15 protein-coding genes are annotated in these 19,926 nt (G+C 65.5%); 12 read left to right on the plus strand and 3 right to left on the minus strand.

All coding sequences use genetic code 11. The features are described from left to right. Window positions 1-103 precede the first annotated feature (103 nt). Window positions 104-1,756 carry a phosphoglucomutase (alpha-D-glucose-1,6-bisphosphate-dependent) gene (gene pgm / locus JMF82_RS11255; protein WP_201314669.1) on the plus strand — a complete coding sequence of 551 codons (1,653 nt, stop codon included), beginning with the start codon at window positions 104-106 and terminating at the stop codon, window positions 1,754-1,756. Between the two features lie 121 nt (window positions 1,757-1,877). On the opposite strand, the gene JMF82_RS11260 is transcribed toward pgm, so the two are convergent. Both JMF82_RS11260 and JMF82_RS11265 read right to left on the minus strand, forming a co-directional pair. Further along, window positions 1,878-2,903: an aldo/keto reductase gene (locus tag JMF82_RS11260; RefSeq protein WP_201314670.1), complete on the minus strand. Its 1,026-nt coding sequence runs from the start codon at window positions 2,901-2,903 to the stop codon at window positions 1,878-1,880. 228 nt (window positions 2,904-3,131) lie between these two features. Then, window positions 3,132-3,836 carry an aspartate/glutamate racemase family protein gene (locus JMF82_RS11265; protein WP_201314671.1) on the minus strand — a complete coding sequence of 235 codons (705 nt, stop codon included), beginning with the start codon at window positions 3,834-3,836 and terminating at the stop codon, window positions 3,132-3,134. A 162-nt stretch (window positions 3,837-3,998) separates the two neighbouring features. Between JMF82_RS11265 and JMF82_RS11270 the strand changes: the two genes are divergently transcribed. The 7 genes from JMF82_RS11270 (at window position 3,999) to JMF82_RS11300 (ending at window position 13,106) form a co-directional block, all read left to right on the plus strand. After that, the gene (locus JMF82_RS11270; protein WP_201314672.1) at window positions 3,999-5,567 is read left to right on the plus strand and encodes a hypothetical protein; all 1,569 of its coding nucleotides are present in this window, start codon (window positions 3,999-4,001) and stop codon (window positions 5,565-5,567) included. Between the two features lie 48 nt (window positions 5,568-5,615). Then, window positions 5,616-6,548, plus strand: coding sequence for a peptidoglycan-binding protein (locus tag JMF82_RS11275; RefSeq protein WP_201314673.1), 933 nt, complete (start codon window positions 5,616-5,618; stop codon window positions 6,546-6,548). A gap of 120 nt (window positions 6,549-6,668) precedes the next feature. Then, window positions 6,669-7,238, plus strand: coding sequence for a S24 family peptidase (locus JMF82_RS11280; RefSeq protein ID WP_236585420.1), 570 nt, complete (start codon window positions 6,669-6,671; stop codon window positions 7,236-7,238). Between the two features lie 7 nt (window positions 7,239-7,245). Beyond that, window positions 7,246-7,869, plus strand: a complete 624-nt coding sequence (imuA, locus tag JMF82_RS11285) for a translesion DNA synthesis-associated protein ImuA (protein WP_201314674.1) — start codon at window positions 7,246-7,248, stop codon at window positions 7,867-7,869. Window positions 7,870-7,881: 12 nt separating this feature from the next. Next, window positions 7,882-9,294: a DNA polymerase Y family protein gene (locus tag JMF82_RS11290; protein WP_201314675.1), complete on the plus strand. Its 1,413-nt coding sequence runs from the start codon at window positions 7,882-7,884 to the stop codon at window positions 9,292-9,294. After that, a complete protein-coding gene (locus JMF82_RS11295) occupies window positions 9,291-12,374 on the plus strand; it encodes an error-prone DNA polymerase (protein ID WP_201314676.1) in 3,084 nt (1,027 codons plus the stop codon). The genes JMF82_RS11290 and JMF82_RS11295 overlap by 4 nt, the downstream gene beginning before the upstream one ends. 294 nt (window positions 12,375-12,668) lie before the next feature. Continuing rightward, entirely contained in the window at window positions 12,669-13,106 is a 438-nt protein-coding gene (locus JMF82_RS11300; RefSeq protein WP_201314677.1) for a universal stress protein, read from the plus strand. A 284-nt stretch (window positions 13,107-13,390) separates the two neighbouring features. On the opposite strand, the gene JMF82_RS22005 is transcribed toward JMF82_RS11300, so the two are convergent. Next, entirely contained in the window at window positions 13,391-13,711 is a 321-nt protein-coding gene (locus JMF82_RS22005; protein WP_236585422.1) for a hypothetical protein, read from the minus strand. On the opposite strand from JMF82_RS22005, the gene potE reads away from it, so the two are divergent. The 4 genes from potE to JMF82_RS11325 all read left to right on the plus strand — a co-directional run. Beyond that, window positions 13,620-14,891, plus strand: a complete 1,272-nt coding sequence (gene potE / locus JMF82_RS11310) for a putrescine-ornithine antiporter (RefSeq protein WP_236585421.1) — start codon at window positions 13,620-13,622, stop codon at window positions 14,889-14,891. The genes JMF82_RS22005 and potE overlap by 92 nt on opposite strands. 61 nt (window positions 14,892-14,952) lie before the next feature. Beyond that, the gene (locus tag JMF82_RS11315; protein ID WP_201314680.1) at window positions 14,953-15,867 is read left to right on the plus strand and encodes an amino acid ABC transporter substrate-binding protein; all 915 of its coding nucleotides are present in this window, start codon (window positions 14,953-14,955) and stop codon (window positions 15,865-15,867) included. A gap of 164 nt (window positions 15,868-16,031) precedes the next feature. Next, window positions 16,032-17,201, plus strand: coding sequence for an efflux RND transporter periplasmic adaptor subunit (locus JMF82_RS11320; RefSeq protein ID WP_201314681.1), 1,170 nt, complete (start codon window positions 16,032-16,034; stop codon window positions 17,199-17,201). After that, on the plus strand, window positions 17,198-19,926 hold a 2,729-nt coding region (locus JMF82_RS11325), incomplete at its 3' end, for an efflux RND transporter permease subunit (RefSeq protein ID WP_201314682.1). The genes JMF82_RS11320 and JMF82_RS11325, both read left to right, overlap by 4 nt.

A 19,926-nucleotide genomic window follows, 5' to 3' on the forward strand; every position in this document is an offset into this window, starting at 1 on the left:
TTGGTCAATACGGGACTTACGCGTACTCGAGAGTGTCCGATCACATGATGATGTCGTTCCGCGCCGCGCCGGTGCCTGCTTCGATGACCCTTCGGGTGCAGCCATGAGCGGCCGCCTGAGCCCGCTGGCCGGAAAGCCGGCGCCGGAAACCCTGCTGGTGGATATCGAGCGGCTGCGCGATGCGTATGTGGATCTGCGCCCCGATCCCGCCGTGCCGTCGCAGCGCGTGGCCTTCGGCACCTCGGGCCATCGTGGCACCTCGTTCGACCGCAGCTTCAACGAGTGGCACGTGCTGGCGATCACCCAGGCGATCTGCGAGTACCGCAAGGAAAAAGGCATCGACGGGCCGCTGTACATCGGCATCGATACGCATGCGCTGTCGCAGCCCGCGTTCGAGAGCGCGCTCGAAGTGCTCGCCGCCAATGGCGTGCAGGCGATGATCGCCAAGGGCGGCGAATACACGCCCACGCCGGCGATCTCGCATGCCATCCTCACCTACAACCGCGGCCGCACGCACGGGCTTGCCGACGGCATCGTGGTGACGCCTTCGCACAACCCGCCCGACGGTGGCGGCTTCAAGTACAACCCGCCCAACGGCGGTCCGGCCGATACGGATGTCACTGGCTGGATGCAGAAGCGCGCGAATGCCTTGATCGAGGGTGGCCTGCGCGAGGTGCGCCGCGTGCCGTTCAACCAGGCGAAGCACGCCTCGACCACGCACGAGCACGATTTCATCGCCGCCTACGTGGGTGACCTCGGCAACGTGATCGATTTCGATGCGATCCGTGGCAGCGGCGTGCACCTGGGTGTCGATCCGCTGGGCGGTTCGGGCGTGCACTACTGGGCGCCGATCGCCGAGCGTTACGGCATCGACCTCACCGTGGTCAGCGATGCCGTCGACCTGACGTTCCGCTTCATGAGCGTGGATTGGGACGGCAAGATCCGCATGGATCCTTCGTCTTCGTACGCCATGCAACGCCTGATCGAGCTGAGGGGCAGCTATGACGTGGCGTTCGCCTGCGATACCGACCATGACCGCCACGGCATCGTGACCCGCAGCAGCGGCCTGTTGCTGCCCAATCACTATCTGTCCGTGCTGATCGACTACCTGTTCCGCCACCGGCCGGAATGGCGCGGCGATGCCGCCGTGGGCAAGACCCTGGTGAGCACGGCGCTGATCGATCGTGTGGCCAGGCGCCTTGGTCGTCGCCTCCATGAGGTGCCGGTCGGCTTCAAATGGTTCGTCGACGGCCTGTTCGACGGCTCGCTCGGCTTCGGTGGCGAAGAGAGCGCCGGCGCTTCCTTCCTGCGCCGCGACGGCTCGGTGTGGAGCACGGACAAGGACGGCATCGCTGCCGCGCTGATGTCCGCTGAAATCGCGGCGCGTGCCGACCGCGATCCGGGCGAGCTTTATGCGCAGATGACGGCGGAGCTGGGGCGGCCGCTGTCGCAGCGCGTGGATGCGCCGGCCAATGTCGAGCAGAAGGCGCGGCTTTCCAGGCTTTCGCCCGAACAGGTGAAGAGCACGAGCCTGGCGGGCGAGAAGATCGAGCACGTGCTGGATCGCGCGCCGGGCAACGGCGCTTCGATCGGCGGCATCAAGGTGACCTCCGCCAATGGCTGGTTCGCCGCGCGCCCGTCGGGCACCGAGGACATCTACAAGATCTACGCCGAGAGCTTCAAGGACGAGGCGCACCTGCAGCGCTTGCTCGAAGAGGCGCAGGCCATGGTCGATGGGGCGTTGGGCGCGGGCTGATGCGCGCCGCGCTTTTTGTTGTTCGCGCCTGGCCCTGACGGCCGGCGTTTTTCCGCTTTGCAGGTGACCGTTCCGCTCGCCATTCTCTTTGGAGAGTGGCGAGCGGACGCTCCTTGCAGCCTCAGACCGGCGGCGGATTGCGCTCGGCGAAACCGCGCTGATGCCAGTACGGATAGGCCGGCGTCAGTTCGCTCGCCGCATCGAGCTTGGCGACTTGCTCCCTGGTGAGGCTCCAGCCCACGGCGCCGAGGTTCTGCTTGAGCTGTTCCTCGTTGCGCGCGCCGATCACCACGGTCGACACCGTGGGGCGCTGCAGCAGCCAGTTCAAGGCGATCTGCGGCACGCTCTTGCCGGTTTCGGCCGCCACTTCGTCCAGTGCATCGACCACGCGATACAGATACTCGTCGTCCACTTGCGGACCGACATCGCCCGTCTTGTGCAGGCGACTGACGGCGGGCAGGGCGGCACCGCGACGCAGCTTGCCGGTAAGGCGCCCCCAGCCCAGCGGACTCCACACCACGGCGCCCACGCCCTGGTCCAGACCCAGCGGCATCAGTTCCCACTCGTAGTCGCGGCCGATCAACGAGTAATAGGTCTGGTTGGCAACGTAGCGTGGATAGCCGTGGCGATCGGCGGCGGCGAGCGACTTCATCAAATGCCAGCCGGAGAAGTTGGACACGCCCACGTAGCGGATCTTGCCGGCGCGCACCAGGTCGTCCAGCGTCGAGAGGGTTTCCTCCACCGGCGTCATGGCGTCGAACCCGTGCAGCTGGAACAGGTCGATGTAGTCCGTGCCCAGGCGCTTGAGCGCCGCGTCGCAGGCCCTGAGCAGGTGGTAGCGCGACGAGCCGACGTCGTTCGGATCCTCGCCCGAACGGAACGTCGCCTTGGTGGAGATGAGCACGCGATCGCGGCGACCCTTGATGGCGCCGCCCAGCACCGATTCGGCGGCGCCGTCGGAATAGATGTCGGCGCTGTCGAACATGGTGAGCCCGGCATCGAGGCAGATGTCCACCAGACGCTTCGCTTCAGCGACATCCGTGTTGCCCCAGGCGCCGAAGAATTCGCCCTTGCCGCCGAACGTGCCCGTGCCGAAGCTCAGCACCGGGACCTTGAAGCCCGATGCGCCTAGTTGACGAAATTCCATGGGATGACCTCTTGGTGGTGGTGACCTGTCGATGGGGACGGGCACGGGCAATCCAAGGACGTGCGGCTGCAGATGAATTTTTCTTCATCTCGTTGCCGCACGCCGGTTCGTGCCACGCCGTCATGCTTTGGAAACAGGCTGCAGGTGCGAGCCGCTTGCGCCGATTATCGCCGGCGCGCGTCACGTCGATGTGGATGGCGTGACGGTGAGGGCACGCCGGCCCGGGTGTCATGCCATCGCCATGTCGGCAATGGCCTCGGCATGGATGGTGGTGGTATCGAACAGGGGAAGCGGCGAGTCCTCGCTGCTCACCAGCAGCATGATTTCGGTGCAGCCCAGGATGATCGCCTCCGCGCCGCGCGTGGCGAGATCCTGCATGGCGGCACGGAAGACATCGCGCGATGCCGGTTCGACCCGGCCCAGTACGAGCTCCTGGTAGATGATGCGGTGAATGGCGCCACGATCCTGGTCGCCGGGCACCAGTACCTCCAGGCCGTGCATCTGCCGCAGCCGCTCCTTGTAGAACGCCTGTTCCATGGTGAAGGCGGTGCCGAGCAGGCCGATGCGCCGGTAGCCGGCGTCCCTGATGCGCTGCGCGGTGGGGTCCACGATGTGCAGCAAGGGAAGATCGACGGCCGACTGGATCTCATCGGCCATCCGGTGCATCGTGTTGGTGCAGATCGCCATGAAATCGGCCCCGCCGCGTTCGAGTCGCCGGGCGGCTTCGATCATGCGTTCGGTGGCGCTCGTCCAGTCACCGGCCTGTTGCAAGGCTTCGATCTGCGCGAAGTCGAACGACCACATCAGGCAGCGCGCGGAGTGCAGGCCACCCAGGCGCGCCCGAACCCGCTCGTTGATGATGCGGTAGTACTCGGCGGAACTTTCCCAGCTCATGCCTCCCAGGAGGCCGATCACTTTCATCGGGATGTTCATTCGCGGCTCTCTTGCGTCGTCGTCATTGCATAGGCGTACCAGCATATCCAGCATTTATGGCTTCCGTCGTATTGAGCGGTGGCGTCGAGCGGCGTTGAATCGCTCACTGTTGTCGCGCCCGCGCATGCGGTGGGCGACCAGCCCGCCACCGGGAGGTGGACCATGACAGATGGAACGAAGGTCAAGGCGCGCTATCCCATCATCTACGTTCGTGGCTATGCCATGACGGGCAGCGAAAAGGACGAGACGGCTGCCGACCCCTTCTGCGGGTTCAATGCCGGCTCCACCGTCTACCGGGCGGTGTCGGACCGCAACAAGCCTGCCCAGCGCTTCGTGTTCGAGTCGCCCGTGGTGCGGCTGATGAAGGACTTCGGATACAGCAACATCTACGACAATGGACTGGACCTTCCCGACCCCGGTTTCCAGGGGCTGCTGTCGCCGCAGTCCATCATCATCTATCGGTACTACGACGATACCGCGCCCTTGCTGGGCGGCCAGCAGGATGCATCGATCGAGCGTTTCGCCAGGGGCTTGTCCGACCTGATCCTCCGGGTTCGCGACCATGTGTGCGGCAACGCCACGAACTGCATGTCGCCCGACGGTTTTCGCTGCTACCTGGTGGCGCACTCGATGGGCGGCCTGATCTGCCGGGCGTTCCTGCAGAACCCGGCGCTGGGCGATCCCGTTGCGCGGGCCGCGGTGGACAAGTTCTTTACCTACGCCACGCCGCACAACGGCATCGACATGGCGGGCGTCAACGTGCCGAAGTGGCTGAGCCTCTTCGACATGAGCAATTTCAATCGCGGCTATCTCGCGGGCCTGTTCGGCTATGACGCCAACCTGTGCGGCAAGGGCAGGTCGGATTACCTGCGTGCCGGCAAGGATCTCGACATCCGCCGCTGCTTTTGCATGATCGGTTCCAATCGCAGCGACTACGAAGTCGCCCAGGGCCTTTCGCGGACCTTTTCCGGCCATGGCAGCGACGGGCTCGTGCGCATCGAGAACGCCGCGCTGTGCAGCATCGACGATGCCGGCAACGAGGTGCCGGTCGCCACGGCCTACGCGTATCGCTCCCATTCGGGATACTTCGGCATCGTCAACAGCGAAGAGGCCTACCAGAACCTCACGCGGTTCCTGTTCGGCGACGTCCGCATCGACGTTTCCGTCGAGGTGGCGGCCGTCACGCTTCCGCCGGCGATCAAGGACAGGAAGGTCGATGCGCTTTACCAGTTCGAGGTATTGGCATCGCCGCGCGGCAAGCCGTGGTTCTTGACGCGCCGAACCTCGGAAGAGGACTCCGTGGCTTGCCGCAGCCATGACGAGTTGACCGATCCGTCGACGAGCGCACGCCGAAAGGTCTATCTCTCGAGCGTGTTCCTGGCGGACATATCGCGCGTCAATCCGCAGGACCCCTCGCTTTCCTACAGCCTGACGCTCGGCGTGCGCGTGCCCGACTACAAGGTCGACCAGATCCTGTGGTTCGACCAGCACTACGAAGGCGCCTATCTGTTTCGCGACACGTTGATCGTCGAAATCCTGCCGCCTGCGCGCGGCGACGGCTGGAAAGTGCGCTACCGCTGGCAGAGCGAGGCGGCGGCGCCGACGCCCGGCGATTACCAGCCCATTCCATTCTCGGGCGACAGGGCGAAGCTGACCGTGGCTTTCGCCAGTGCCAGCGCGCCGGGCATCAGCGGAAACCTGGTCTTCGATATCAGTGCCTGGAATGCCTGAGTGGCTGCATCGCCCATCCAGGCCAGGGCGGACCTGACGGAGGGAAACATGATCACTGCCACCCAAAAGCGTGCCGCGGAAGCCATCGTCAACATCTTCGAAACGGGCTCGGTGCGCGGCGACTACAGCAATGTCACCCTTATCGCGGGAGACACCGGGCATTTGACGTTCGGGCGTTCGCAGACCACGTTGAGTTCGGGCAATCTCGCGACGCTGGTCCAGCGCTACTGCGCCAATGCGGCGGCCCGCTTCGCGTCGGCATTGAATGCCTACATCCAGCCACTGGTGGATTGCGACGTCGGCCTGGACGACGACAAGTACCTGCACAATGTGTTGCGTGCAACGGCGGACGACCCGGTCATGCGCGATACGCAGGACCAGTTCTTCGATGATGTGTACTGGGCGCCGGCCCAGCGCGCCGCCGCCAAGCTGGGCATTGCGTTGCCGCTGGGCATGGCCGTGGTCTACGACAGCACGGTGCACGGCTCCTGGCCCAGGCTTCGCGACAGCACGACGCAACAGGCCGGCGATATCCAGGCCCTGGGCGAGAAGGCGTGGATTTCCGCCTATGTCGACATACGCCGGGCATGGCTGGCCAACAATTCCAATTCGGCGCTTCGCCCCACGGTCTACCGCATGGACGCATTGAAGCGACTGATCGAGCTGGGCCAGTGGGGGCTGGAGCTGCCGCTGGTCGTTCGCGGGTTCGAGATATCGGTGGCCACGATGAATGCCACGCCGGCCGGCTGCTTCGACGGGCCCGCGTCCGGAAGCCGTTCGCTGAGCCTCGCCACGCCCTTGGTGAGGGGCATGGACGTGCGGCTGGTCCAGCTCAACCTGTCGCGCGACCAGCCCGACATCAAGGCGGATGGCATTTTCGGCAGGGGCACGGCGGATGGCATCAAGGCGTACCAGGCCAGGAACCAGTTGCCGGCGACAGGGGTTGCGGACACCGCGCTGATCGCGAAGCTCATCGCCTGACCAAAGGGTTGGAGGTCGCGGTTTCCGGCGGGGTGCTCCATCGCCCGGAGCTCCGTATCTCAAGCGGTGAGAGTGGCTCCGTGCTATCTTGATTATCGTCCCGGTAATCAAGATAGCGCTATGCCCCCTGCCGAACATGGTGGACGCCGCCCAGGCGCCGGTCGTCCGGCTGGCGAGCCCAGCCAGCGCATACGCGTGCCTGAAAGCCAGGTGCCTGCGGTGCTGGCCTATCTGGATGCCTATCGCGAACCGACATCCCTGGACGCGCCGCGGCCGTTATCGCTGATGCCCTCGACGGTGGCGCTGACCGCCTTCCTCAGCCGCGTGCCCGCCGGCGTGCCCTCGCTAGCGGAGGACGATGTCGACGAGGTGGTCGACCTCAACGAGCACCTGGTGTTGCCGGGGCATGAGCCCAGCACCTTCATCATCCGCGTCTCCGGCTGGTCGATGATCGGCGCGGGCATTTTCGATGGCGACGAAGTGCTGGTGGACCGCGCCCTGGCCCCGCGCCAGGGCGACATCGTGGTGGCCGCGGTCAACAACGAGTTGACCATCAAACGCCTGGGCAAGCTGGATGGGCATGTGGCCCTGTTGCCCGAGAACGCGCACTTCAAGCCCATCGTGTTCCGCGAAGGCGAGACGCTGAGCGTCTGGGGCGTTGTCACCCGTTGCCTGCGCACCCTGCGCTGAGGCGGCCATGGGCCAGGTCGTCGCGCTCGATTCGCTGTTCCACAGTCGCCAGGTCTGGCATGGCCGGGCGGCGCCCTTGCCGGGCAGCAGCGAGCCGACCGGCTGGCCGATGCTGGATGCGGTCCTGCCCACGGGCGGCTGGCCCGAGCATGCGATGACCGAAATCCTCCTGCCCGCCGACGGCGTGGGCGAACTGCAACTGGTGTTGCCCACGCTGGCACGCATGACGCAAGCGCAGCGGCACGTGATGGTGGTCGCGCCGCCCTACGTGCCCTGTGTCGCCGGATGGGAAGCGCGCGGCGTGGTGATGGCGCAGGTGGATATCGTGCAGGCGGCCGATCGCGACGTGCTGTGGGCTGCCGAGCAATGCCTGCGCTCCGGCAGCTGTGCCGCCGTACTGGCCTGGCCGATGCAGGCGGACGATCGTGCGCTGCGCCGCCTGCAGGTGGCGGCCGACACGGGCAAGGCGCTGGCCTTCGTTTTTCGCGATCGTCGCCATGCCGCGCACGCTTCGCCTGCCGCCCTGCGGCTGGAGCTGGAAAGCGAGCCGGCGCCGCGCGTGCACGTGCGCAAATGCCGTGGCGGCAATCCGCCGGCGCAGGCGGTGGCGCTGGCCGCCGGCTGGTCGTGACGAGGCGCCGGCATGCTGTGGGCCTGCGTATTGCTGCCGCAACTGGCGCTGGATGGTGTCCTTCGCCGCCGCCCGCCATCGGACGAGCCATTGGTGCTGGTGAGCGGCCCGGCGCAGGGGCGCATCGTGCATGCGGCCAATGCCTCCGCGCGTGCGGCGGGTCTCTATCGCGGGCAGCGGCTGACCGCGGCGCAGGCGCTGCTGCCGTCATTCGTCATGATCGAACACAGCGCAGGCGACGAGATGCATTGGCACCGCCTGCTCGCCGCCTGGGCGTATCGCTATAGCGGCGACGTAGGGTTGCTGCCGCATGCGGTGGTGCTGGAGGTCAGCCGCAGCCTCAACCTGTTCGGTCCATGGCCGCATTTCGAATCGCTGCTGCGCGAGGATCTCGTCGGCCTGGGTTTTCGCCATCGCATCGCGCTGGCGCCGACGCCGCAGGCTGCCTACGTGCTGGCCGGCGTGGAAGACGGCATGGCGGTGCTGGATGCGCCGAAGCTGCGGGGCGCGTTGTCGTTCATCGACGTGGCGCGTGCGCGGCTTCCCGACGGCGCGGCGGCGTCGTTGCAGTCGATGGGCATCCGTACGCTGGGACAAATGCTGGCCTTGCCGCGCGCGGGCCTGCAACGGCGCTTCGGCGGCGACCTGGTGGCACACATCGATCGCCTGCTCGGCGACGAACCCTCCCCGATGGAAAGCTATCGGCCACCCGACACGTTCGACCAGCGCATGGAGTGGACGCACGAGATCGAGCACGTCGAGGCGCTGGTGTTTCCGCTGCGCCGGCTCACGGGCGACCTGTCTGCCTATCTCGCCGGTCGCGACGGCGGCGTGCAACGGTTCGAGCTGCTGCTGGAACATCGCGATGTGCCGCCGACGCGCGTGAGCGTGGGCATGCTGGCCGCGGCGCGCGAAGCCTCGCTGCTGTTCGATTGCGCGCGGGGCCGGCTGGAGCGCGTGGCGTTGCCGCAGCCGGTGGTGGCGATGCAATTGCTCGCGCCGGACCTGCCGCCTTTCGTGCCGGCGGGCCGCGACCTGTTCGATGCACGGCCCGCGAATGCGATGCCGCTCGACCAGCTGCGCGAACGCCTGCGTTCGCGCCTGGGCGAGCAATCCATCCAGCACCTGCGACGCACGGTCGACCCGCGCCCCGAGCGTGCGCAGACCGCGGAGCCTGGCACGAAAGAAATGCCTCGGCGGGAAGGCTTGCCTCGTCCCGCCTGGCTGCTGGGTACGCCACGCCCATGGCGAGGCCCGCCACCGGAGCTGCTGGCCGGGCCCGAGCGTATCGAAACCGGCTGGTGGGACGGCGGCGAGATCCGGCGCGATTACTACGTGGCGCGCACCGCGCAAGGCCAGTACGCCTGGATCTATGGCGCGCCGGGCGAGCAGGGCGCGTGGATGCTGCACGGGTGGTTCGCATGAACGACTACGCCGAACTGCATTGCCTGTCGAACTTCTCCTTCCAGCGCGGCGCATCGAGCGCGCTGGAGTTGTTCGAGCGGGCGAGGGATTGCGGCTATCGCGCGCTGGCGATCACCGACGAGTGTTCGTTGGCGGGCATCGTGCGCGCACTGGAGGCATCGCGTGAAACCGGCGTCCCGTTGATCGTCGGGGCCGAGTTCCAGATCGAGGATGGCCCCAGGCTGGTGCTGCTGTGCGAGAACCTGGAAGGCTACCAGTCGATGTGCGCGCTCATCACGCGCGGACGCCGCGTTGCCGAGAAAGGCTCGTATCGCGTGACGCGCGAGGATTTCGCCGACGGCCTGCCTGGCACGCTGGCCTTGTGGATACCCGCCAACGAACCGCGGCACGAGGACGGCGCATGGGTGCGTTCGTTGTTCGCCGGCCGCGCCTGGATCGCCGTGGAGCTGCATCGCGGCCCTGATGACTCGCGACGGCTGCAGGCCCTCGAGGAACTCGGCCAGTCGCTGGGCCTGCCGCTGGTGGCCACCGGCGACGTGCACATGCACGTGCGCCGCCGCCGCGCCCTGCAGGACGTGCTTACCGCCACGCGCCATCGCTGCACGGTGGCCGAGGCGGGTGCGCTGCTGTTTCCCAATGGCGAGCGCCACCTGCGCAGGCGCGAGACGCTGTCGGCGATCTATCCGCGTGCGCTGATGGAAGAAAGCGTGCGCATCGCCAAACGCTGCACCTTCCAGCTCACCGAGTTGAAGTATCGCTACCCGGCCGAGCTGGTGCCGGAAGGGCATACGGCTTTCAGCTGGTTGTGCCACCTTACGGAAGAAGGCGTGCGCTGGCGCTGGCCGCAGGGCGTGACACCGAAGGCGCGCCGGCTGATCGACGGCGAACTGGCGCTGATCGAATTCCGCAAGTACGAGTCCTTCTTCCTCACCGTGAAGGACATCGTGGATTACGCGCGCAGCCAGGGCATTCTCTGCCAGGGTCGCGGTTCGGCGGCGAACTCGGCGGTCTGCTTTGCGCTGGGCGTCACCGAGGTCAGCCCGGATACGCACGAGCTGCTGCTGGAGCGCTTCATCTCCGTCGAGCGCGACGAGGCGCCCGACATCGACATCGATTTCGAGCACGAGCGCCGCGAGGAAGTCATCCAGTACATCTACCGCAAGTACGGACGCGAACGCGCCGCGCTGGCCGCGACCGTGATCTGCTACCGCGGCAAGAGCGCCGTGCGCGACGTGGCTCGTGCGCTCGGCCTGCCCATGGACCAGGTCGACCTGCTGGCCAAGGTGTTTGGCTGGGATCGCGAGAACGTGCTGGAGGACAACCTGCGCGAGCATGGGCTCGATCCGGACAACCCGCTGATCCAGCGCATCTGCCGGCTCGCCTTCGAATTGCTGGATTTTCCGCGCCACCTGTCGCAGCACGTGGGTGGCTTCGTCATTTTCGACCAGCCCTTGTCGCGCCTGGTGCCGGTGGAGAACGCGGCGATGCCCGATCGCACCATCATCCAGTGGGACAAGGATGATCTGGAGACCATGAACCTGCTCAAGGTCGACTGCCTGGCGCTGGGCATGCTGACTTGCGTGCGCAAGTGCCTGGACCTGCTGCGCTCGCACCATGGCCGCGACCTCAGCATGGCGAAGATCGGCCAGGACGAGGCCAACGATGAGAAGACCTACGAGATGATCCGGAACGCCGACACCATCGGCGTGTTCCAGATCGAAAGCCGTGCGCAGATGGCCATGCTGCCGCGGCACCGGCCGGAGAAGTTCTACGACCTGGTGATCCAGGTGGCCATCGTGCGACCCGGGCCCATCCAGGGCGACATGGTGCATCCGTATCTGCGGCGCAAGCGCGGAGAAGAAGAGGTCACTTATCCCTCCGATGAACTGAAGGATGTCTTCGAACGCACGCTGGGCGTGCCGTTGTTCCAGGAACAGGTGATGAAGCTGGCCATGGTGGCCGCGAAATACACCGGCGGCGAAGCCGACGAACTGCGCCGCGCCATGGCTGCGTGGAAGCGGCACGGCGGCCTGGAAAAGCATCGGGACAAATTGATCGGCCGCATGCTGGAAAGAAATTACACGCGCGAGTTCGCCGAGCGCATCTTCGAGCAGATCAAGGGTTTCGGCTCCTACGGCTTCCCCGAGAGCCACGCGGCCAGTTTCGCGCAGATCGCCTATGTGAGCAGCTGGCTCAAGTGTCATTACCCCGGCGCCTTCCTGTGCGCACTGCTCAATGCGCAGCCCATGGGTTTCTATGCGCCGTCGCAGCTGGTGCAGGATGCGCAGCGCCACCATGTGCGCGTCCGCCCGGTCGACGTGCGGTCCAGCCATTGGGACAACAGGCTGGAACCCGACGCCACCTCCGCGGGTGGCTTTGCGATACGCCTGGGTTTTCGCCAGGTGCGCGGCTGCCGCGAAGACGTGGCTCTCCGCCTGGCGTCGGCACGCGAGCGGATGCCATTTGCCGATGTGGCCGACCTGTGCGCGCGTGCCGGACTGGATTCGCGCCATCAGGAGGCGCTGGCCGAGGCGGGCGCCTTGCGTGGCCTTGCGGGCCATCGTCATCGCGCGCGTTGGGCGATGGCCGGCGTCGAGCCGCAACTTCCGCTGTTCGGCCACGCCAGCCCCGAAGAAGAGGCCGTCGCGCTGCCGCCGCCGACCCAGGCGCAGAACACGCTGGCCGACTATGCCCGCACCGGGCTGAGCCTGGGTCCGCATCCCATGCGGCAGATACGCGCCCGGCTGAGCGCCGCACGCTGCGTGGATTCGCGCACGCTGCAGAACCGGCCGCACGCCAGTCGCGTGCGTGCAGCCGGCCTGGTCACGCAACGCCAGCGCCCACAGACGGCCAGCGGCGTCACCTTCATCACGCTCGAAGACGAATTTGGACCGATCAATGTGGTGGTGTGGAGCCATGTGGCCGCGCGCCAGCGCCGGATCTATCTTGAGGCGCGCCTGATGGGCGTGGATGGACGTTGGGAGCAGGTGGACGGCGTCAGCCATCTCATTGCACATCGCCTGATCGACTTCAGTCCCTTCCTTGGCTCGCTGGACAGCCGTTCCCGCGACTTCCACTGAATGGCGCGGCCTGCCGATGGCAGGCCGTCCCGGCAGCGGGTTGCCCGCCGGTGTGCCAACCCTGAAACATCATTGCCGATGCCTGGCTGCATGCATGATCTTCGCAAATGGACTGGCATGATCCTGCGTGCGGCGCGCCATGAACGTTCGATTCTGCGGAGTGGGGCGGATCGATTCGTACGAAGCCGCGATCGCAACCCGCTGCCTGGCGACCGTTCACGCGGCGGTTCGGCTTTCCTTGACGGGCAGGCGGGTTTCCGGGGACCGATGTCTTGCTGACCTATGGTGAGCGACATGTTCAAGCATATCCTGCTGCCTACGGACGGCTCCGAACTCTCCCTGCGGGCCGTGGACATGGGAATCGGCATTGCCGTCAGGCATGGCGCCAGCGTGTTTGCGCTCCACGTGATCAAGCCGCCTCCGGGCGTGCAGCATCTTTCGGACATGCTCGTGCTTCCGGAAGACGAGCGCACCCTGAAGATCACGCGCAAGGCCACCTCCTATCTCGATGAGGTGCGCCAGCGCGCCGAGGCAGCCCGGGTGGAATGCCATAGCGCCTACGAATTCGACCTGCGGCCTTACATGGCCATCGTTGCCGCCGCCCGCAAGCAGCAATGCGATCTCATCGTCATGGGGTCGCACGGGCGAACCGGCCTGGACAGGCTTCGACTGGGAAGCCAGGCAAGCAAGCTGCTGGTGAGCACGGATGTCCCCGTGCTCATCTGTCGCTGAGCGCTCGCCGTCTCCGCCTCGAGGCGGCGCGTCGCGCCCGTCGCTCATGTCAAATGGGCGTCTAAACGCGCCTTCGCCAAGGCGGCGCCTGATGGGTCGTCGGCGCAACGGAAAGACTTTCTTCGTTCTGTCTACCGTGAAATTACTTAAGTATTTTTCTCGCCGGTAATCCTTTAAAAGTTCGAGCGAAAAGCCCTGGAAAGAAGGGCCGGAAACGACTCGGAAGGCTGCTCGTTGCGTGCACTAAACACCGTAAATTTACGGTGTTTTTCGCAAAAAACGATTCACGCCGCTTTGATCATGGCGCGACCATTCTTTGCCTCGGGTGCAATACCCGTTGGGGTTGGGGCGAAAGCTTTTTCTTGATGATGAGTGTCAGTCGTTTGGTCGGCTGGTTGCGCATGCACGCGCCGCCATCCGCTCAGGCTCCGGATCAATGCACTGGAGGCACTGATGGACGGCACGAAGAAGATGAGCATGATGCAGCTGACCGTGCTGGTGGCGGTCAACATGATGGGGTCGGGCATCATTATGCTGCCGGCGAACATGGCAAAGGTCGGCGCGATATCGCTCCTTTCATGGATCGTGACGGCGCTTGGTTCCATGGCGATCGCCTACGGGTTCGCGCAGGCTGGCCTGCTCAACCAGCGAACCGGCGGCATGGCGGCCTACGCCGAGGATGCGTACGGAAAGGGCGGTTACTTCCTCACGTTCTTCCTGTATTTCCTGTCGCTGGCGATCGGCAATGTCGCCATCGCGATTTCGGCGGTGGGTTATCTCGCGGCGTTTTTCCCCTGGCTGTCGTCCTCGCCGATGGCGACATGCGTCGGCGTGATCCTGCTCATCTGGCTCACTACGGCGGCGAACTTCGGCGGTCCCCGCATCACCGGCCGCATCGGCGCCATTACCGTCTGGGGCGTGATCGTTCCGGTGGCTGGCCTGTCGCTCATCGGCTGGTTCTGGTTCAAGAGTTCCACCTTCGCGGAAGCCTGGAATCCCCAGGGCTTGAGCCTGATGAAGGGCATGGATTCGAGCATTGCGCTCACCTTGTGGGCGTTTCTTGGCATGGAGTCGGCGGCGCAGAACTCCGACGCCGTGGAAAACCCCAAGCGCGATGTGCCCATGGCCTGCATGCTCGGCACGCTCGGCGCGGCGGTGATCTACGTGCTGTCCACCACCGTGATCCAGGGCATCGTGCCAAACAAGGAGCTGGCCGAGTCCACCGGGCCGTTTGCCTTGGCCTACTCGCAGATGTTCAACCCCGCCGTGGGCTCGGTGATCCGCGCGCTGGCCATCCTGGCCTGCCTGGGTTCATTGCTCGGATGGCAGTTCACCATCGCGCAGACCGCGAAGACAGCGGCCGAGGACCACCTGTTCCCGCGCTTCTTCGCCAAGGTCAACAAGATGACCGCGCCGGTGGTGGGCATGATCGTCATGGGCGTGGTGCAGACCCTGCTGGCGTTTTCCACGGCATCGCCTAGCCTGGGCGAACAGTTCGCGGTGCTGGTCAATCTTGCGGTGGTCACCAATGTCATCCCCTACATCATCGCGCTCTCCGCCTTGATGGTGATGATGCGCAGGGCAGGCGTCCCCGACGGCACCTACAAGCTCAACACGTTCGTGGCGACGGTGGCGATGCTCTACAGCACCTACGCCATCTACGCCTCGGGCATGGAGGCCGTGCTGGGCGGCACCATCGTCCTGGCGCTCACCATCCTGATCTACGGTTTCCTGGCTCCGCGGTTCCCTTCGCCGGTGGTTGCTACCCAGCCGGTACGCAGTTAGACCACCCGGGCGAAGCCTTGGCCTCAGGAGAGAAGACATGTCACGCATGAAGGATGTCGCAATGCGAAACCACCTCCTTCGCTGGGTGATCCTGGCGTTGCTCCTCGTGTCCGTGCCCGCCGCGCTGGCGCAAGCGCAGACGGGCACGCTCGATCGCATACGCACGAACGGGAAGATGACGCTGGGCTACTACAACGAAGCGCAGCCGTTCACCTACCAGGGATCGTCGGGAACCCCGGATGGCTACGCGATCGCGCTGTGCCGCGCCATCGCCAGCGCCATACAGGAGGAGCTGAAGCTGCAGAACCTTTCGACGCAGTTCGTCGCCGTCGATGCGTCGGAGCGCTTCGATGCCGTCAAGGACGGCCGCATCGACCTGCTTTGCGGGCCGTCCGTTCCCACCTTGAGCAATCGCGCGGAGGTGAGCTTTTCCATTCCCATCCTCGGCAGCGGCACCGGCGTGATGGTGCGAAGGGATGCGCCGGTCGCTTTTCGCGAATTGCTGGAAACCGGGCAAACGGCGGGCCATCCGATCTGGCGCGGCTCGCCGATGCTGACCGCGTTGCAGCAGCGCACGTTCTCGGTGATTTCGGGTTCGCTGCAGGAGCAGCTGCTCAAGAACCGGCGCGAGGAGCTCAACGTCAACAGCGTGATCTCGCTGGTGCCGGACCTCGCCACGGGCCTCAAGCAATTGCAGGACGGCAAGTCCGATGCGTTCGTCGCCGAGCGCAGCGTGCTGCTCGATCTCGCCAAGCGCGACACGTCCGGCAACCTCGTCGTGCTCAATAGGGTCTTCGACTACGAGCCGCTGGCGCTGGCGCTGAGTCGCGACGACTCGGATTTTCGCCTAGTGGTCGATCGCACCCTGAGCCAGCTGTATCGCTCGGGCAAGGTCAACGCGATCTACGAGCAGTATCTCGGCAAGCCGGACAAGGCGGCGCAGGACTGGTTCCGCAGGACGGCCGTGCCCCAGTAGGGGAGCCGGGCGCGCGCTGCGTGTGCAAACGGCGGGGCGGGGCTTCCCGCCTCCAATGGCGCAAGGGGCGCGACGCCAGGTGGGCAGTCATTTCCACCGATGCGGCGAGCAGCGTGGACCCCAAGCGCGACTGTCAAGCCAACCCGGCATGGGAGGAGGGCAGCGTGAAGGCGGGATACTTGGGTGTTGGCTTCAGCTGTGTCCTGGCGCTGGGCGTGCTGGCGGCGTGCAAGGGCGACAAGGCGGCGCCCGCCGCGGCAACGGCGTTGCCGGTGGGTGTCATCACCGTCAGCAAGGCGGACGTGCCGGTGGTGTTCGAGTTCGTGGGCCAGACGCAGAGTTCGCAGGAGGTCGAGATCCGCGCGCGCGTCAATGGCTTCCTCGAACACCGGGTATACCGGGAAGGCGCGATGGTGCATGCGGGCGACGTGTTGTTCCGCATGGACGCCAAGCCTTTCAAGGCGGCGCTGGATGCGGCGCAGGCCGAATATCGTCAACAGAAGGCCCGGCTGGACACGGCGCAGTCCAACTTGAATCGCGTGAAGCCGCTGGCGGCCAAGAATGCGTTGAGCCAGAAGGACCTCGATGACGCCACGGGCCAGCAACAGGCCGCGGCGGCCGCCGTGGAGCAGGCGCGTGCCGACGTGACCACCGCGGAACTCAATCTCAGCTACACCACGATCACCTCCCCCGTGGATGGCCTCTCCAGCTTCGCCAAGAAGCAGGATGGCTCGTACATCGACGCCAGCAACAGCCTGCTCACCTACGTGGCGAAGCTGGACCCGATGTGGGTGAACTTCAGCCTGTCGGAAAACGAGTTCCTGCATTTTCGCGCGCAGTCGCAGTCCGGCCAGTTGAAGATGCCCAAGGAAGGCGGGCTGGAGATCGACATCGTGCTGGCCGATGGAAGCCAGTACGGCAAGCACGGCCGCATCTCGTTCTCGGATGCGGCGCTCAACAACGAGACGGGCACCTACCTCGTCCGTGCCGAATTCGCCAACCCCGACGATGTGCTGCGCCCGGGTCAGTTCGTGCGTGTCAAGGTGCGCGGCGCCAGCTTGTCGAGCACGCTGGCCGTGCCGCAGGACGCGGTGCAGCAGGGCGATCGCGGCGCCTTCGTGTGGACCGTCGACGAACAAGGCAAGGCCAAGCAGCGCGCCGTGGAAACCGGCGGCTGGAATGGCAACGAGTGGGTGATCAATTCGGGCCTGCGGCCCGGTGACCGCGTCATCGTGGAGAACATCGTCAAGCTGGCACCGGACATGCCGGTGAACCCACACCCATTCACGCCCACCGCTGCGCCCGCCAAGGCGGCCAACGGAGGCGCGCAATGAGCATGTCACGGTTCTTCATTGACCGTCCCATCTTCGCCTCGGTCATCTCCATCATCATCACCGTGGCCGGCGGGGTGGCGATGTTGAACCTGCCCATTGCCCAGTTTCCGGAAATCGCGCCGCCGCAGATCACGGTGTCGGCGACTTACCCGGGCGCCAGTTCGGACATCATCGCGCAGAACGTCGCCGCGCCCATCGAGCAGCAGGTGAACGGCGCGGACAACATGATGTACATGAACTCGACGAGTTCGTCGACCGGCAACATGACGCTCACCGTGTACTTCAACATCGGCACGGACCCGTCGCTGGCCCAGGTGGACGTGCAGAACCGCGTCAACCTGGCCTTGCCTTTCCTGCCCAGCGAAGTGACGTCGCAAGGCGTGTCGGTGCAAAAACGATCGTCGGCTTTCATGATGGTGATCGCCATCTACTCGCCCGACAACTCGCTCGATCCGGCCTATGTGGCGAACTACGCCAACGTCTACGTGCTCGACGCGATCAAGCGCATTCCCGGCGCGAACCAGGCGTCCATCTTCGGCTCGGCGGACTATGCGATGCGCATCTGGCTCAAGCCCGACCGCATGGCCAAGCTCGGCATCACCGTGGAGGACGTCAAGCAGGCCGTGGCCAGCCAGAACCAGCAGTTTTCCGCCGGCCGCATCGGCGCGGCGCCGACGCCGGGGCCGGTGCAGCAGACCTTTCCGATCGCCACGAAAGGCCGGATGACCGAGCCTTCGGAGTTCGAGAACATCATCCTGCGCGGCGGCACCAACGACGCGGCGGCCCTCGTGCGCGTCAAGGATGTCGGTCGCGCCGAGCTGGGCTCCAAGGAATATGCGTTGCGCGGCCGCTTCAACGGCAAGACCGCCACCCTCATGGCCGTGTACCAGCAGCCCGGCGCCAATGCGCTGGACGTGGCGACGCAGGTGAACAAGACGCTTGCCGAGCTCAAGAAGAGCTTTCCGCCCGGGCTGGAATACGAAGTGGCGCTGGATACGACCGAGTTCGTGCACGAGTCGATCAACGAAGTCGTGCATACGCTGCTGGAGGCGGTCGTCCTCGTCATCGTCGTGGTGTACATCTTCCTGCAGAGCATGCGCGCGACCCTGGTGCCCTTGCTGGCCGTGCCGGTCTCCATCATCGGCGCCTTCATCGGCATGAGCGCGTTCGGTTTTTCCATCAACATGCTCACGCTGTTCGGCATGGTGCTCGCGATCGGCATCGTGGTGGACGACGCGATCGTGGTGATCGAGAACGTCGAGCGAAACATGACCGAGTTCGGGCTGCCACCGAAAGAGGCGGCCAAGCGGGCGATGGACGAAGTCAGCGGGCCGGTGGTGGCCATCGTGCTGGTGCTGCTCGCCGTGTTCATCCCCGTGGCCTTCCTGTCGGGCATCACCGGCCAGCTGTACAAGCAGTTTGCCGTGACCATCGCGATTTCGGTGGTGCTGTCGGGCATCGTGGCGCTGACGCTGTCGCCGGCGCTCGCCGCGATCATCCTGAAGCCCGGTAGCCACAAGAAGAACCGCTTCTTCACCTGGTTCAACACCAAGTTCGATGCGCTGACCAACGGCTACGGGCGCGGCGTCCAGTTGACGATCAAGCGGGTGACCGCATCGCTGCTGTTGATACTCGGCATGATCGTGATCACCATCGGGCTGTTCAGGGCCATACCCACGTCGTTCCTTCCGGTGGAAGACCAGGGCTACCTGTTTGGCGCGGTGGTGCTGCCCGACTCCGCGAGCCTGGATCGCACCGGCGTGCTGTCCAAGCGCGCCGAAGACTGGTTCCTCAAGCAGCCGGGCGTGAAGTCGGTGGCGGCGCCGGTCGGCTATAGCCTCATCGACTCCCAGAACAAGACCAACGCCGGCACGCTGTTCGTCACGCTGAAGGGCTTCGCCGATCGCGGCAAGGGGCAGACCGCCGCCGACCTGATACGCGAGGGCAGCAACGCTTTCAGGGGCTATACCGATGGCGTGGTGGTGCCGATCAATCCGCCGTCGATTCCGGGCCTGGGCACCACCGGCGGCTTCGAGTTCTGGCTGCAGAGCACGGGCAACGCGAGCTACCAGCAGCTGGAAGGCAAGGTGCGCGAGTTTTTGGCGAAGGCTCGGCAACGCCCCGAGCTGCGTGGCGTCAACACCACCATCAACACGCGATCGCGCCAGTTGCTGGTGGAGGTGGACCGGGAGCGCGCGGAAACGCAGGGCGTCGCCGTGCAGGACGTCTATACGGCAATGCAGACGATGTTCGGCTCGCTGTATGTCAGCCAGTTCCCCAAGAGCAGCCGCCTGTTCCAGGTGATCCTGCAGGCCGAGCCGGCCAATCGCATGAAGCCCGACGACCTGCTGGACCTGTACGTGCGCAACAAGGCGGGTGACATGGTACCCATCAAGTCCATGATCACCACGCGTTACGTGCCGGGCGCCGATATCGTCACCCGCTTCAACAATTTTCCTGCCGCCAAGATCACGGGCGATGCCGCCGAGGGCTACAGCTCGGGCCAGGCGCTCGCCGCGATGGAGGAAACCGCGCAGGAGGTGCTGGGCTCGGGCTACAGCTACGGCTGGAGCGGCCAGGCGTATGAGGAAAAGACCGCCGGCTCGACGGCCGCCGCGGTGTTCGGCTTCGCCATCCTCATGGTGTTCCTGATCCTGGCGGCGCAGTACGAGAAGTGGTCGCTGCCGGTGGGCGTGATCATGGCCGTGCCGTTTGCCTTGTTCGG

Origin of the sequence: Dyella sp. EPa41 (genome assembly GCF_016586165.1) — a bacterium.
Lineage (GTDB): Bacteria > Pseudomonadota > Gammaproteobacteria > Xanthomonadales > Rhodanobacteraceae > Dyella.

What these genes read in the sequence shown, in the direction of transcription:
- JMF82_RS11280 (WP_236585420.1), top strand. Translation starts at nt 6,669, where the DNA reads ATGCCCCCTGCCGAACATGGTGGACGCCGCCCAGGCGCCGGTCGTCCG.
- JMF82_RS11290 (WP_201314675.1), top strand. Translation starts at nt 7,882, where the DNA reads ATGCTGTGGGCCTGCGTATTGCTGCCGCAACTGGCGCTGGATGGTGTC.
- imuA (WP_201314674.1), top strand. Translation starts at nt 7,246, where the DNA reads ATGGGCCAGGTCGTCGCGCTCGATTCGCTGTTCCACAGTCGCCAGGTC.
- JMF82_RS11275 (WP_201314673.1), top strand. Translation starts at nt 5,616, where the DNA reads ATGATCACTGCCACCCAAAAGCGTGCCGCGGAAGCCATCGTCAACATC.
- JMF82_RS11315 (WP_201314680.1), top strand. Translation starts at nt 14,953, where the DNA reads ATGCGAAACCACCTCCTTCGCTGGGTGATCCTGGCGTTGCTCCTCGTG.
- JMF82_RS11270 (WP_201314672.1), top strand. Translation starts at nt 3,999, where the DNA reads ATGACAGATGGAACGAAGGTCAAGGCGCGCTATCCCATCATCTACGTT.
- JMF82_RS11295 (WP_201314676.1), top strand. Translation starts at nt 9,291, where the DNA reads ATGAACGACTACGCCGAACTGCATTGCCTGTCGAACTTCTCCTTCCAG.
- potE (WP_236585421.1), top strand. Translation starts at nt 13,620, where the DNA reads ATGGGGTCGGGCATCATTATGCTGCCGGCGAACATGGCAAAGGTCGGC.
- JMF82_RS11265 (WP_201314671.1), bottom strand. Translation starts at nt 3,836, where the DNA reads ATGAACATCCCGATGAAAGTGATCGGCCTCCTGGGAGGCATGAGCTGG.
- JMF82_RS11300 (WP_201314677.1), top strand. Translation starts at nt 12,669, where the DNA reads ATGTTCAAGCATATCCTGCTGCCTACGGACGGCTCCGAACTCTCCCTG.
- pgm (WP_201314669.1), top strand. Translation starts at nt 104, where the DNA reads ATGAGCGGCCGCCTGAGCCCGCTGGCCGGAAAGCCGGCGCCGGAAACC.
- JMF82_RS11260 (WP_201314670.1), bottom strand. Translation starts at nt 2,903, where the DNA reads ATGGAATTTCGTCAACTAGGCGCATCGGGCTTCAAGGTCCCGGTGCTG.
- JMF82_RS22005 (WP_236585422.1), bottom strand. Translation starts at nt 13,711, where the DNA reads ATGGAACCAAGCGCCGTCACGATCCATGAAAGGAGCGATATCGCGCCG.